This window comes from Pseudoalteromonas atlantica, assembly GCF_043641955.1.
Classification (GTDB): domain Bacteria; phylum Pseudomonadota; class Gammaproteobacteria; order Enterobacterales; family Alteromonadaceae; genus Pseudoalteromonas; species Pseudoalteromonas atlantica_A.
On the sequence record NZ_JBHZRV010000014.1, the window covers coordinates 24,262 to 38,715 of the forward strand.

At 41.2% G+C, this 14,454-nt stretch carries 11 protein-coding genes; 4 read left to right on the top strand and 7 right to left on the bottom strand.

Annotation, left to right across the window (positions count from 1 at the left end; all coding sequences use genetic code 11):
- The first annotated feature begins 67 nt into the window (after positions 1-67).
- From ACHUE3_RS18350 to ACHUE3_RS18360, 3 genes are all read left to right on the top strand, one after another.
- Entirely contained in the window at positions 68-574 is a 507-nt protein-coding gene (locus ACHUE3_RS18350) for a glycine cleavage system transcriptional repressor (protein ID WP_394193762.1), read from the top strand.
- A gap of 119 nt (positions 575-693) precedes the next feature.
- Positions 694-2,781 carry a polyphosphate kinase 1 gene (gene ppk1 / locus ACHUE3_RS18355; protein ID WP_394193763.1) on the top strand — a complete coding sequence of 696 codons (2,088 nt, stop codon included), beginning with the start codon at positions 694-696 and terminating at the stop codon, positions 2,779-2,781.
- Positions 2,774-4,261 (top strand): Ppx/GppA phosphatase family protein, encoded by a 1,488-nt coding sequence (locus tag ACHUE3_RS18360; RefSeq protein WP_394193764.1) that lies wholly within the window; start codon positions 2,774-2,776, stop codon positions 4,259-4,261. Before ppk1 ends, ACHUE3_RS18360 begins: the two co-directional genes overlap by 8 nt.
- A 37-nt stretch (positions 4,262-4,298) precedes the next feature.
- Here the strand turns inward: ACHUE3_RS18360 and ACHUE3_RS18365 are convergent, their stop codons facing one another.
- The 7 genes from ACHUE3_RS18365 to ACHUE3_RS18395 all read right to left on the bottom strand — a co-directional run bounded on the left by ACHUE3_RS18365 (position 4,299) and on the right by ACHUE3_RS18395 (position 13,558).
- On the bottom strand, positions 4,299-4,754 hold the full coding sequence (locus ACHUE3_RS18365) for a hypothetical protein (RefSeq protein WP_394193765.1): 456 nt from the start codon (positions 4,752-4,754) through the stop codon (positions 4,299-4,301).
- A 161-nt stretch (positions 4,755-4,915) separates the two neighbouring features.
- Positions 4,916-8,035: an efflux RND transporter permease subunit gene (locus ACHUE3_RS18370; protein ID WP_394193766.1), complete on the bottom strand. Its 3,120-nt coding sequence runs from the start codon at positions 8,033-8,035 to the stop codon at positions 4,916-4,918.
- A gap of 8 nt (positions 8,036-8,043) precedes the next feature.
- Positions 8,044-9,768, bottom strand: coding sequence for an efflux RND transporter periplasmic adaptor subunit (locus ACHUE3_RS18375; RefSeq protein ID WP_394193767.1), 1,725 nt, complete (start codon positions 9,766-9,768; stop codon positions 8,044-8,046).
- Positions 9,758-11,083 (bottom strand): TolC family protein, encoded by a 1,326-nt coding sequence (locus tag ACHUE3_RS18380; RefSeq protein WP_394193768.1) that lies wholly within the window; start codon positions 11,081-11,083, stop codon positions 9,758-9,760. The genes ACHUE3_RS18375 and ACHUE3_RS18380 overlap by 11 nt, the downstream gene beginning before the upstream one ends.
- Before the next feature lie 96 nt (positions 11,084-11,179).
- Entirely contained in the window at positions 11,180-11,551 is a 372-nt protein-coding gene (locus ACHUE3_RS18385) for a hypothetical protein (protein ID WP_394193769.1), read from the bottom strand.
- Between the two features lie 76 nt (positions 11,552-11,627).
- Positions 11,628-12,236 carry a paraquat-inducible protein A gene (locus ACHUE3_RS18390; protein WP_394193770.1) on the bottom strand — a complete coding sequence of 203 codons (609 nt, stop codon included), beginning with the start codon at positions 12,234-12,236 and terminating at the stop codon, positions 11,628-11,630.
- A 47-nt stretch (positions 12,237-12,283) separates the two neighbouring features.
- On the bottom strand, positions 12,284-13,558 hold the full coding sequence (locus tag ACHUE3_RS18395; protein ID WP_394193771.1) for an EAL and HDOD domain-containing protein: 1,275 nt from the start codon (positions 13,556-13,558) through the stop codon (positions 12,284-12,286).
- Between the two features lie 265 nt (positions 13,559-13,823).
- Between ACHUE3_RS18395 and ACHUE3_RS18400 the strand changes: the two genes are divergently transcribed.
- The gene (locus ACHUE3_RS18400; RefSeq protein WP_394193772.1) at positions 13,824-14,390 is read left to right on the top strand and encodes a PhnA domain-containing protein; all 567 of its coding nucleotides are present in this window, start codon (positions 13,824-13,826) and stop codon (positions 14,388-14,390) included.
- Positions 14,391-14,454 lie beyond the last annotated feature (64 nt).

Genomic DNA, 14,454 nt, shown 5'->3' on the forward strand with positions numbered 1-14,454 from the left:
AACATAATAATCATTCAACTATTTCATGCCCGTGCATTTTTATAACGGCAATTTTAGGAACCTACTCATGAAGCAATTAGTTATTACTATTTTAGGGCACGATCGCCCCGGCCTTGTAGAAGACATTTCGACTGCTATTTTAAGTCATCATGGAAACTGGTTAACAAGTAACTTAAGTCATTTAGCAGGCCACTTTGCAGGAATTTTAGAAGTGACAGTTCCCGAAGAGCACCTTAAAGAGTTACAAGTTGCACTTGATGAATTGCCAGACCTAGAGGTCAAAATTGAAAATGGTGTAGAAGCACTTGAAAATACTCCTGCTGAGACACTGAACTTTGTTATCACGGGCAATGACCGCCCAGGGATAGTGCAAGAGCTTGCCAGTGTTATTCGACATAAGGGCGCCAGTATTACTCACTTAAACTCTAAACAGCAAAGCGCGCCAAATTGGGGGGTGCCGATCTTCAGCGCAGTGGCAACAATTGAACTTCCTGAGGGCATGAATAAAGACGAAGTTGTTAATGCGTTAGAAGCTATTACAGCAGATTTGATCGTCGACATTGAGTCAGCGTAAACCTTCTTCCGACCTTAGTAAATTCCCATGACAAACGTGTAATGTAAGTGACATGTTTGTCATGATAATGTCATCTTTTTGTACTATCTTTTAAGGAGACGTTATTTAAGGAATGAATCATGAATGCTTGCTCAAATGTGTCGCAAACAATCACCTACTTTGCCCCTGAGTTAAGTTGGCTGTCATTTAATGACCGAGTGTTGCAAGAAGCTGCTGACGAAAGTAACCCTATTATAGAGCGCATGCGCTTTTTAGGGATTTTTTCTAATAATTTAGATGAGTTTTTTAGAGTTCGTGTTGCTGATGTAAAACGCAGAATACTACTCAATAAATTGCCTGATACTAACTTTGATGAAGACGAGATATTACTTGCTGAGATTCAGCAAAAAATTCTGCAATTAACCAAAAAATTCAATGCCATTCACCAGCAAATCCTCTGCGACTTAAATGATCATAACATCCACGTTGATCGCCCAGAGGCGCTCAGTGATTTTCATATCAATTGGTTAAAAACCTTTTTTCATGACAAAGTTCTTCAGCATATTTCTCCCATCATGCTGGATGAAAATAAAGATTACTCTGATCACATCAACGATACAATGACCTACATTTTTGTCGAAATGCTCAGTGACAAGAGCCATTATGCGATGCTCGAAGTACCAACCGATAGAGTCCCTAGGTTTGTAATTTTACCTCCTGAGAAAACGCGTCGTCACAAAACAATTGTATTACTCGATGATATTATTTTGTTTTTTATTAACGATGTATTTAGTAACTTTTTTAGTTTTAACGAAATACAAGGCCACTCAATCAAACTCACCCGTGATGCCGAGTACAACTTAGACGACGAACTTGAAGAAGGCATTCTTGATAAAATGTCCAAAGGCTTAAAGCAACGAGTTTATGCAGAGCCTGTTAGGCTGGTATATGATCAAGTAATGCCTGAGTCGATGCTTAAAGTGATGAAAAAGCGTTTAGGCGTCACCCATCATGATGCCCTCATACCCGGTGGACGCTATCGTAACTTTAGGGACTTTATCGGCTTCCCTAATATAGGGCGCCAATATCTAGAAAATAAAAACTTACCTGTTTTACAAAGCAGCTCATTTAACACCCATGCAAGTGTGTTTGACGCGATTACTCAGCAGGATATTTTACTCTACTACCCTTACCACACCTTTAATCACTTACTTGAATATGTACGTCAGGCTGCGTTTGACCCAAAAGTGACTCAAATAAAAGTAAATATTTATCGTGTAGCCAGTAAATCACGGTTGATTTCATCACTAATTAATGCGGCAAAAAATGGAAAAAAAGTCACCGTAATGGTGGAACTAAAAGCACGCTTTGATGAAGAAAATAACATTAAATGGGCAAAGGTATTAAGCGCTGCAGGCATTAAAGTTATTTTTGGTATCCCCGCATTAAAAGTACACAGTAAACTATGTATTATCCACCGCCGTGAAAAAGGCCAAATTGTAAAGTATGCACACATAGGCACCGGCAATTTTCACGAGAAAACCGCTAAAATTTACACTGACTTTAGTTTATTTACCAAGCATAGCGGCATTTGTGATGAAAGTGACAGCGTATTTAAATTTATAGAGAACAGCTATAAACCGTTTGTTTTTGAGCACTTAATGATCTCGCCTGTTAATGCACGAACAGTTCTTAATGAATTGATTTTACAAGAAGTAACAAACGTCGAGAATGGTAAATCGGGCAAAATATCGATTAAAGTCAATAACCTTGTCGATAAAGAATTGATTGATAATCTATATTTCGCTGCGCGCAAAGGGGTCAAGATTAAGATCATAGTACGTGGCATGTGCTCTTTAGTCCCCGGCATTGCAAATTTTAGCGATAATATTCGTGTAATAAGTATTGTCGATCGCTTTTTAGAGCACCCTAGAGTCATGATATTTGGTACTAAAGGCGAAGAAAAAGTATATATCTCATCAGCAGATTGGATGACAAGAAACTTAGATCATCGTGTTGAAGTGGGTGTTCCCATTTACGATGAAAAGTTGAAACAACTCATTATTGATATCATCGACTTACAATTTAAAGACCGCACAAAAGCACGTATTATTGATAGTGAACAAAAAAATCTCTATGTTAAACGCGGTAACCGCAAAAAGATTCGCTCGCAAATAGCAATCCATGACCTCTTAAAAAAATGGGAATACAATTACCATAATGAATGATTATCCTTCGATCGCTGCCGTTGATTTAGGCTCAAACAGTTTTCACTTAGTGGTAGCAAGAGAAGTGGATGGCTCTTTGCAAATTCTACACAAAGAGAAACAACGCGTATATTTAGCTGATGGGTTGGATGATAAGTACCAACTTAGCCAAGCTGCAACCGAGCGTGCTTTAGCCGTATTAAAACAGTTCGCCACTACATTGCAGGACTTCCCGGCGAGTAATGTAAAAATAGCGGCAACGTATACTTTAAGGCGCGCCAAGAACATTAATGCGTTTTTAACACAAGCAAGTAAGGTTTTTCCTTATCATATTGATGTTATATCAGGGCAGGAAGAGGCTCGTTTAATTTATCAAGGTGTGGCGCACTATATCCATCATGATGAAAATCGCTTAGTTGTCGACATTGGTGGTGGCAGTACTGAACTAATAATTGGTAAACACTTTAAGCACTCATTGCTCAGTAGCCGTAATATGGGGTGTGTTAGTTATAGTAAACAGTTTTTTGCTGATGGGATCATTAATGGGAAACGCTTTAATAAAGCGCAAATCAGAGCAGAACAAGAACTTGAGGTTATTTATGCCAGCTATATGAGTGCCAGCTGGAGCGCTGTGGTAGGTACTTCGGGAACAATAAAGTCGATTCTTGCAATGATCATTGCAAATGATCCACAGCAAAAAACTATTACCCTAGAGCGATTACTTGAATTAAAAACACAGTTTATCGCAGCTAAAACAATTGATAACTTACTTATCACGGGGTTAAGTCCTGAGCGGCAAGTCAGCATTTGCGGCGGATTGGCTATTTTAATCGCTATTTTTAAATTATTTAGCATCGACGAAATGGATTACAGTGACTTCTCATTACGTGAAGGGCTACTTCATGAAATGCAGCAAAAGTTGGCACTAAAAGATATTCGTACCAATACAATTGCTAACTTAAGTGAAAGAAATGCTATTGATAAAGTGCACGCTGGACGAGTCGCAAACACCGCTGATTGGCTTTTTATCCAAGTGCAAAAAGAGTGGCAACTGGACTCGCTAGATAACCATCAGTTACTGGTTTGGGCTGCACAATTACATGAAATAGGCTTGAGTATTAACTCATCAGGTCTGCATAAGCACAGTGCATATGTTGTTGAAAACAGCCAGTTGCCTGGCTTTACGCAGCAACAGCAAACATTACTGAGTTGTTTGATACGTTTTTATCGTAAAAAGATTCGCTTAGAAGCATTCCCTCAACTACTTTCGTTACCCCATTTTCAGATCTTACAGCTCATTGTATTACTCAGGTTAGCGGTATTATTAAATCAGAAGCGCCTGAGTGATCAACACCAAGAGCTGGCAGTAACTGTAAAGGGAAATAGTATGCTATTGCAATTCCCTGTAGGGTGGCTAAGCGAACAAACATTGCTTTTGGCTGACTTACAGCAAGAGCAAAAATACTTGAAAAAGGTGGGGTTTTTAATCGACTTTGTCTGATTGAAATATACGGGTAGCCAGTGCTACCCGTATATTTTTACATATCCATATGTCGATTTGAGCTTTGCATCATTTGTTTGATGCCTTGCTGTTCAAGCTCTAGTAACTGCGCTATTTTTTCTTTACCGTTTTGGGTTTTAGCTCGCGACAATAAGTACTCATATAACTCAATCACCGCTTGGTGTTGCTCCGTTAAATATGCCTGAATAACGTGCTCATCGACCTGTTCACCTTGATCAAGATCGTTAAATGTTAGCAACTCTGGATTTTTAGCGAAATACTCATAACAGTATGTATCGAGTGTATTGATTTCAGTGATCGCTTTAAAACCAACCAGATCCTCGGCTAATTTTTTTTCATACTCCAAGTAATATTCAACCAACATTTGATTATGTTCATTAAGATTGTCTTTCACACTATGGAAGTTTGCTGCCATTTGGGTGTGAAAAAGTATTGTCCAATCGTACACTTCTTGTATTGTTTTAACTTGCATGTGTATTCCTTTTTTACTCACGTGATTAGTAACTAAATGCGGGTTTCATGCCAAAGAATTAAATCCTTTAAAATCAATAATAAATACATGTGGCGCGAAACATGTTGCACTTTTAAAAGTACAAGTTACACACCACCTGTAAAAGTTATAGACCGTTCAAACTACCTCAATGATTGCTTTCGCCACAGTAAATATACCGCGGGTAAAACCAACAATGTCAATACTATCGCGCTGAACATACCACCGACCATAGGAGCGGCAATACGGCTCATTACTTCACTGCCTGTTCCTGTGCCATATAGCACAGGGAGTAAGCCGATGATAATTGTGGCAACGGTCATCATCACAGGACGTACTCGCATACCAGCACCTTCAACTATGGCTTGCTTAAGCTCAATAAAGCTAAGTGTTTTACCAGCTAACTGCGCTTGTACTGATTTTTCTTGATAAGCTTGGTTTAAGTACACCAACATGATCACGCCAATTTCCACCGCGACCCCGGCAAGGGCAATAAACCCGACACCTACAGCGACTGAGAAGTTAAAACCTTCTAAATACATGAGCCAAACGCCACCGATCATTGCCAGCGGTAACGTGATCATAATTATTGCCACTTCAGCAAAGCTTCTAAAGTTGAGATACAACAGCACAATTATTATCGCTAGAGTCAGTGGCAACACATAAGCGAGCTTATCTTTGGCGCGCTGCATGTACTCATACTGCCCTGCCCACGTTATTGAGTAACCTGTTGGCAACACTAATTGCTCGTCAAGCACTTGGCGTGCATTGTCTACATAGCTGCCAATATCAATGCCATCAATATCAATAAAGCTCCATCCGTTTAACCGTGCATTTTCACTTTTAATGCCCGCAGGCCCGTCTTCAATAAATATATCAGCCACATCAGCAAGAGCAATACGCTGACCTGTTGGCGTAACAACTGGCAATAACATGAGAGCCTCTGGTGAATCACGGTAATCTTGCGGGTAACGTAAGTTTACCGGATAACGTTCTTGCCCTTCGACCGTTTGTGTAACGTTCATTCCACCAATTGCAGTGGAAACCACTTGCTGCACATCGGCAATATTTAAGCTATAACGGGCGGCTTTTTCACGGTTGATATCCACCTTGATATAACGCCCACCTGCTACTCGCTCAGAATAAACAGAAGCCGTGCCGGGAACATCTTTAAGTAAAACTTCAATCTGCTGACCAATTTTTTGAATCTCCTTCAAATTTGGCCCCGCGACTTTAATGCCTACCGGCGTTTTAATCCCTGTTGCAAGCATATCAATGCGGGTTTTGATTGGCATAACCCACGCATTAGTTAAGCCTGGAAACTTCACCAAGCCATCGAGTTCTTTTTTCAACTTTTCTAAAGTCATGCCTTCGCGCCATTGATCTTTAGGTTTGAGCTGAATAAAGGTTTCAATCATGGTCAGTGGTGCAGGATCGGTGGCCGTTTCAGCCCGCCCAACTTTACCAAATACCGTTAGTACCTCTGGTACTGTTGCGATGAGCTTATCGGTTTGCTGTAAAATCTGACGCGCTTTACCAATCGACAAACCTGGGTAAGTGGTTGGCATATACATTAAATCGCCTTCATCCAGCGGCGGAATAAACTCACTGCCTATTTTGTTCACTGGGTAAAAACCAATAACCGCCACTAACAGAGCCATTAGTAAGGTCACTTTAGGAAATAGTAAAACCAGATTCAGTAATGGTTTGTAGCTGTTGACCAGTAAACGGTTAACCGGGTTTTTCTGCTCTGAAATGACTTTGCCACGGATAAAATAACCCATCAATACGGGCACTAAAGTGATTGCAAGACCTGCAGAGGCTGCCATGGCATAAGTTTTAGTATACGCCAAAGGGGAAAACATACGCCCCTCTTGAGCTTCTAGAATAAACACCGGCATAAAGCTTACGGTAATGATCATTAAACTAAAAAATAGCGCAGGGCCGACTTCGCTGGCGGCATCTATAACTACTTGCCAACGGTTTTCATCGGTTAGTGGAGTTTTTTCCATATGCTTATGCATGTTTTCAATCATTACGATTGCGCCATCGGTCATTGCACCAATAGCAATGGCAATACCGCCGAGCGACATAATATTAGCGTTGATACCTTGCCAATACATAATGATAAAGGCAGTTAGAATTCCCAGCGGTAAAGTAATTATTGCCACTAATGATGAGCGCACATGAAACAAAAACACAATACAAATAAGTGCCACGACCACTAACTCTTCAAGCAATTTATTGCTGAGGTTATCCACTGCACTTTTGATTAAATTAGAGCGGTCATACACAGGCACAATTTCCACTCCATCAGGCAGACCTTTTTTCAGCGATTCAAGTTTTGCCTTTACCCGCTCTATAGTTTTTTGCGCGTTTTCACCAAAGCGCATCACCACTACGCCACCAGCAACTTCACCCTCACCGTTTAGCTCAGCAATACCACGGCGCATTTGTGGGCCAAGGCGAATGTCAGCGACATCACGCAATTGCAGTGGTGTGCCATTGGCATTAACGCCCAGCGGTATAGACTCTAAATCAGCTACGCTTTTTAAATAACCCGTGCTGGTTACCATGTATTCAGCTTCGGCCATTTCGATTACCGAGGCGCCCATTTCTTGGTTGCCTTGCTTAATAGCGGTTTGGATTAAACTTAGCGGAATACCATAAGCACGCAGTTTATCTGGCTCTACACTAACTTGGTATTGCTTAACCATACCGCCAACAGAAGCAACCTCTGACACGCCGGGTACGGTTTGCAATTCAAACTTTAAAAACCAATCTTGCAAGCTACGTAGTTGGCTAATGTCGTGCTGATTAGTTTTATCCACCAGCGCGTATAGATATACCCAACCAACACCCGTGGCATCTGGGCCAAGCTCGGCGGTAGCGGTATCCGGTAAGCGACTAGAGACTTGACTTAGATACTCTTGCACTCGGCTTCGTGCCCAGTACAAATCTGTATTTTCATCAAAGATGACATATACGTAGGAGTCACCAAAAAATGAAAAACCCCTCACTGTTTCTGCTCCCGGCACCGAAAGCATGGCAGTGGTCAGCGGAAATGTGACTTGATCTTGCACTACTTGTGGTGCTTGCCCAGGGTATGATGTTTTTACAATCACCTGCACATCAGATAAATCAGGTAAGGCATCAATAGGGGTATTTTTTACCGCAAAAACACCTCCACCGATTAATATTGCTGTGAGTAACAAGACAAAAAAGCGATTAGTAACGGACCAACGAATAACTGCTGCTATCATAATGCCCCCTAGTGACCACTGTGTGTTTGCATGCTTGATGGAATATCAATACGCTGGATGATAAATTCGCCCGCCTGTACACTAAAAGTAAAAGTCAGCTGTTGCTGCGGGACTAAGCCGGTTAAATCGATATTTTCAGCAAACACAAAGTCCATAGTGGCAGGACCACGATTCCATTTTTTAATTGCGCCGCGGCTTATATTGGCAATTCGTTTGGCTTTATCAACAGTATTGATAGTGCCTGTTACCGTAGCCATGTTGTCAGCTTCATTCATTACATGAGTTGAATCCATAATATGAATTGCGCTTATTAGGTAGTTACCATCCGCTTTTTTAGTTAGCTCAAAATGCAAAGTTTGCTCTGCTTGTAGCGCCTGAAAATCAACGCCATCGGCAACCGTAAAGTCCATGGTCATACTAGGCCAATCTAATTCACCCATTGGTTCATGGCTAATATTCACCATGCGGTGCCCTGCCATAACACTATTCACCACGCCTTTACCCCACACGCTAGTAACGAGCGCTGGTGTTTGCATACGTTTAAAATCGGAGCTTTTACTTGATTCAGAGTCCAACAAAAATTGCGCTGAGGTGACGACCTCATCATCCGCTTTAATACCCGCTAAAATAACCGTGTTATTACTATCGCTGCGACCAAGCTCTACTGCTACTGATTTAAAGCGACCTTCACCTAAAGCCACCACGACTCGGTTTTGAGAGCCGGTGCGAATAACAGCATCTTTTGGCACAATAAGTTGTTGCTGTGCGGCTTTGCCATGAATGCTCACTTGCGCGAACATATTTGGCTTTAGTTGATGATCTTGATTATTAAAGCGTAAGCGAACTCGTAATGTACGGTTTTTAGCATCTAGCGTTGGGTAAATATAATCAACTCTGCCTCGCCAACTTTGCCCTGCGATATAGTCAAGTGTCATGGTAACCGGTAAACCCACTTCTATAAGCTGCGCTTGGCGTTCGAATATTTCTGCCTCGACCCACACTTCATCAAGCTGACCAATGCTCATCATTGAAGTACCAGGCTTCACATAAAAACCTTCGCGGATATTAAGTTCATCCATCACACCGCTTTGACGAGCGTAAAAGGTAATGTTTTGCATCACTTTTTTATTTGCCTGTAAACGCTCAACAAAGCCGTCTGACACATTTAATGCCTTTAAGCGCGCCTTGGCCGCGCGAATCAGCACGGGATTATTACGATTCACTGCCAGTACAAACTCTTCTTGTGCATTTACCAGCTGCGGTGAATATAAGGTATACAGTGGCTCACCTTGTTCAACTTTATCGCCAGCGGCTTTAACGTATAAAGTTTCGACCCAGCCTTCAACACGCGGATGAATGTGTACTAACTGATCTTGATTATATTGTACGTAGCCCACAGTTCTCACTTCACTTTGCAGTGCCTTAAACTGTACTTTTGCGGTTCTAACGCCAAGGTTATTCACTACTGCAGGAGATATTGTCACAGCACCGGGGCCATCTTGGTCGTCACCTTCGCCTTCTGCATATACAGGCACTAGATCCATCCCCATTGGTGAAAGCCCAGGTTCATCACGGCGATAATTACTATCCATAGGGGCAACCCAATACAAGGGTTTCTTCTGTGTGTTAGTGCTGACTGTGTCTGTACTATCACTCATCAGTAAGGTTAAACTCGTTGCCGCAATGGCTGCACCAACGAGTGCGGCAATAAGCAATTTTAAATTAGTATTCATTATGCGCTCCTCCTAATAACTCAGCCATCACAGCAGCATCTTTGCTGCTGGCGTAATAATTCAAGCGAGCTATGATAATTTGTCGATCTATTTGGATGTTCAATGCGTCTATTTTGGCGCTAAGTTCGCTAATGCGGGCGCGCATTACCTCTGAAAAATCACCATCATCGCGGGTATAAGCATTTAATGTCGCTTGTGCTTGTTCTGCCATTTGCGGCAATAACTTTGTTTGATAAAGCGCGTCACGCTGCTGTAGCCTTGCAAGCTGGCTAAACTCTTTAAAATACATCCCTTTGAGCTTTTGTAGTGCGAGCAATTTCTCTGTTTTCACCGACTCAGCAATAGCAATCGCCGCATTGACCTGTTGGTCTTGGCGATTGTCGGTAAATAGCGGTAAATCAATACTAATACCCACTGAAAACAAATCGGCACGGGAGTCGCCCATCTGTGTGTCATCGCGATAGCCATAACCCATATTTACGCCAAGTTGTGGTTTATAGCCTTGTTTAGCTACTGCAACTTCGGTTTGCTTGGCAGTAATGCTTTGCTCTATGGCAACAATGGCAGGGTGTGCCATCAACAACTTCATGAGCTGATCAAATTTAAGCCCTGTAAAGTCTACTAATAGCTTGATATCACCACGCTCAGCGCTCACAGGTTGAGTTAACATGCTCATCGGTAGCCATTGCGACATCCGTTTTTTGGCACTTTCAAACTGCTGCTTTAGCATCACTAACTTGTCTTCAAGGCGGGTTAATTCTAACTGCGCGCGAATAATATCTTGCTGGCGGGTTTTACCTACCGAGCTGGCATAGCTTGATTCAGTAATATCAATCAATTGTGTAAACAAACCTTTATCTTGCTCAATCAGCGCAATACTTTGCTGAGCTCGATAAGCATTGAGCCAAGATTCAATAATTAAGGTTTTAACCTGTGCAAGTCTATCGGCACGCAACCAAGGATATTGCTGCGCTGATTGAGCTAAAGCTTGCTGTTTGAGTTTAAGGCTGTCACCACGGCTAAACATTTGGCTTACACCCACTTTTAACTGGGTCATGCCTTCTTGATCGAAAGCAAAGCCATCCGTTGGTAAATTCATCAGCCCTAAGGTTAACACCGGGTCAGGTAACGTGCCTGCGGCTAAGCTTTGTGCTTGTACAGCAGCTTGTTGATATTTATTGGCCGTCAGCCAAGGTTCGTTATTAAGCGCATAATCGAGCGCTTGTTCAAGGCTTAATCCGTTACTGTATGCTGATGTTGCAGTACCTAGCAGCAAAGCTAAAATACTGGCTTTAAATATAGAAAAGTGATTCACACTGCTCTCCAGAAAAATTAAAAAATGATTAATTTAGGAGCAGAAAAGGCGACTTTAACCGAGGTTTAGTAAATTTTAGACGCACCTATCCTGCGATTAAGCAGACATAGGAGGGCGATATAACGAACTGGCTATATAACGTTGATCTTGCGGAGTATAGAGTTGTACTTTTTCGGCACTGAGTAGCACTGCAGTAAATAAACTACCCATACTCAGCATAGAGTGCGTACTACAGGCGCTCATTGGGCAAGCGCATTCTTGGTTGTTTGTTGCGTCGTCATCACAGCAATCCATGTTCATCATACCTGCCGACATATCATGGTGCATATCAGTAGTATCAACAACTTGCGACTGGGGTTGGCTCATATGAGGCATTTCGCATGACATAGTTACAGACGCAACAGCTTGACCCACTAAAGTGAGTAACAAAACGATGGCCAATAAACTCTGGTGAATACGTTGCAACACAATGCCTTTTATAAATTAGGTTCTAGGTTCTAGGTTCTAGCGAAGTTTATGATAACTACTTAGTTAACACAAATGTTTAACTATTTTTTGGCGTAACTTTAATTAAGCTGCTGGCGGCGATGGCAAATAAACAATAGCCGGTGAAATACCAAAAACCTGCACCAAGTTCGGCATGCATGTGGATCAAATCCCCCATTTGGCCATCGGCATTGCCTGCAAGATAGGCGACGATTATGGCAATCACAAATACATCTACCATGCTCCACTTAGTGACACCTTGTATAACTTGACCGAGCATGTGCTTGAATTTATTCACTGGTAAAAAAATATATAACAATTGTATTAATAACTTTAAGGTTGGGATCACTATCGAGAAAAATGCCACTAATGCTGCGACTAAGTAATTTTTGTTATCGGCCAGTTCATTAACCGTGCCCCAAATACTCCGCGTTTTTTGGTAAGCGCTAATTTCACCTTCAAGTTTATCAAGCCCCAACATACTAGATGCCATCATCAGCATATTGCGGGTATTACGGTCACCTTCATCTGCCAGCATTTCAATGCCCACTTGAGCTAATTGCGATTTGTCTATTTTACCCTCAAGAGTTAACACCGGTTGCGTAATACCTGGTAATAATAATGCGAGTGCTATAAGTATAATTGTTAATGGTAAAATTTTACGCATAAATCGTCTTCAAAAAAGGTTAATTGCATCGCATAGTACTGAAACTATTATACTTGTTCAATAATAGACGCTAACACCTCATCACCATATTCTCGCGCACTGAGCATAATATTATAGACAACCTCTATATTTGAAGCTGGGCGGATTGTTTCAAGCAGCTGTTCTGCTAAGGACCAATTCTCTTCTTCAACAGCACGAACCAATTGCAATGTTGCCCCTAGCATTCCATTATAATTGAGCAGCGCACCTGATAACTCATCACCTAAACAGAACTCTTTTGCGATAACATCTAGCTCTATATTTAAGACCGCATCAAGGATTGAAATTAAACCCACTAAGTAACCTTGCTCTGACATGTCTTTGCCGCCAGGCTCCAGCATTAGCTGCATAAAGTGCGCACGGATTAAGCCAAGTTTAGTTAATTCAGTTGGCCTATCTACCCCTAGTTCACTTAAAGCAAGTACTCGCACAAATTGGCGAATAGCATCTTCCCCCAAGTAAATAACAGCTTGTGAAATTGACGTAATAACTAAGTTCTTACTCTCTGAACGACCATTAACTAGTTTTAAAATCCGTGCGGTAAGACCTACATCCTTTGCAATTCGCTGGTGTATTTCATCAAAATTAAGATCCAAGCGTGAAGTACACCTCAATAAATCAAAAACTGCCAGTTTTGACGGTTCAACATTTTGATATGTCAGCATTTCTGGACGAGCAAAAAAGAAACCTTGAAAAAGGTCGCATCCTGCATTTTTTAACGACAAAAATTGCTCATGCGTTTCTATACGCTCAACAATTATTTTTATCTCTGGAAAGCGGCGTTTAAGCTTTTTTAACACCATGTTGGTCTTAATTATAGGCTCTTCAACTTCTAGCTTTATATAGTCAACAAGCTCTAAAAGAGGTTCCCACTTTTCATCGCCGTCATAATCATCAAGAGCAAACGTGTAGCCTTCACTTTTTAATGATTTAACGCGGTGGGTAACCTTCTCAATGTTACTGGCACGCTCAACGATTTCAATAACTGCACTACTTGGATGTAATAACCGAGGAAAATCTTCCAATAATGCATCTGAAGATAAATTTATAAAAGCATACTGACTCGCTGTTAGTTTATCTAAACCAATTAGCATGAGCGCGTTAAAAAATAATCGCCCCGTGGCTTGGCCATCAGACGTGCCAACAGGAAAAACATTATTAACAGAATCACGATACAATAGTTCGTAAGCAAAAATGCCTTTTTCGGTATTAAAAATTGGCTGACGCGCAATATACTGCGTCACCATTGTGGGCATTGTTTTTGTTATTTTAGTATTCGCCATTTCTAGCCCTTCTGATGCTACTGCTTTTTAAGTTCATCAAGTTAGTATTCATATATTAAATTAGTATAGTGATTTTTTAAAAGCTTGCATGTACAAACTATGTTTAAAAGTAATTATTCCCCTCAATCAAAGCAACCAGAACTTTCTGATTTGATGAATTTAATAATAAAAATACCCTTACATTTATAGGGGATATGTCATTGTGATGGTCTACAGTGGTATACTTAGCTCTTATCTCGGCCCCACACCAAAAGAATCTAAAAATATGAGTATTGAAAACACTTTAATTGAGCGCAGCAATAACCAATGTGAGTTATGCAGTGGTACTAATAACCTATCGGTTTATGAAGTACCACCAGTCGCTGAAGCGCATTCAGATAAATGCATTTATGTTTGTCAAACATGTAAAGAGCAAATTGAAGCAACTACTGAGCTAACACCAACACATTGGCATTGCCTAAATGACAGCATGTGGAGCCAGACTCCAGCCGTGCAAGTTGTCGCTTATAGAATGCTAACTCGCCTTGCAGTAGAGAATGGCTGGGCGCAAGACGCTTTAGATATGATCTATCTTGAAGAAGACACACTGAGCTGGGCACAAAAAGTTCTTGCTGAAGAAGATGATATTAAACACCTTGATAGTAATGGTGTAGTTTTACAAGCTGGCGATACGGTTACTCTTATCAAAGACCTTGATGTTAAAGGAAGTAGCTTGGTTGCTAAACGTGGTACCGCCGTGCGTAATATTGGCTTAACCAATAACCCTGAACACATTGAAGGGCGTGTAGACGGTCAACGTATAGTTATTTTGACCAAGTATGTAAAAAAATAAGCTCAACCTTGCAGTTTAATTTTTCAAAATGGGCCATGCGCCCATTTTTTTGTGAGTTAAGCTA

Bases quoted from the DNA above. Each gene is read 5' to 3' on its own strand.
- ACHUE3_RS18395 (WP_394193771.1), bottom strand. From the start codon at position 13,558: ATGGCGAATACTAAAATAACAAAAACAATGCCCACAATGGTGACGCAG.
- ACHUE3_RS18360 (WP_394193764.1), top strand. From the start codon at position 2,774: ATGAATGATTATCCTTCGATCGCTGCCGTTGATTTAGGCTCAAACAGT.
- ACHUE3_RS18350 (WP_394193762.1), top strand. From the start codon at position 68: ATGAAGCAATTAGTTATTACTATTTTAGGGCACGATCGCCCCGGCCTT.
- ACHUE3_RS18390 (WP_394193770.1), bottom strand. From the start codon at position 12,236: ATGCGTAAAATTTTACCATTAACAATTATACTTATAGCACTCGCATTA.
- ACHUE3_RS18375 (WP_394193767.1), bottom strand. From the start codon at position 9,768: ATGAATACTAATTTAAAATTGCTTATTGCCGCACTCGTTGGTGCAGCC.
- ppk1 (WP_394193763.1), top strand. From the start codon at position 694: ATGAATGCTTGCTCAAATGTGTCGCAAACAATCACCTACTTTGCCCCT.
- ACHUE3_RS18365 (WP_394193765.1), bottom strand. From the start codon at position 4,754: ATGCAAGTTAAAACAATACAAGAAGTGTACGATTGGACAATACTTTTT.
- ACHUE3_RS18400 (WP_394193772.1), top strand. From the start codon at position 13,824: ATGAGTATTGAAAACACTTTAATTGAGCGCAGCAATAACCAATGTGAG.
- ACHUE3_RS18370 (WP_394193766.1), bottom strand. From the start codon at position 8,035: ATGATAGCAGCAGTTATTCGTTGGTCCGTTACTAATCGCTTTTTTGTC.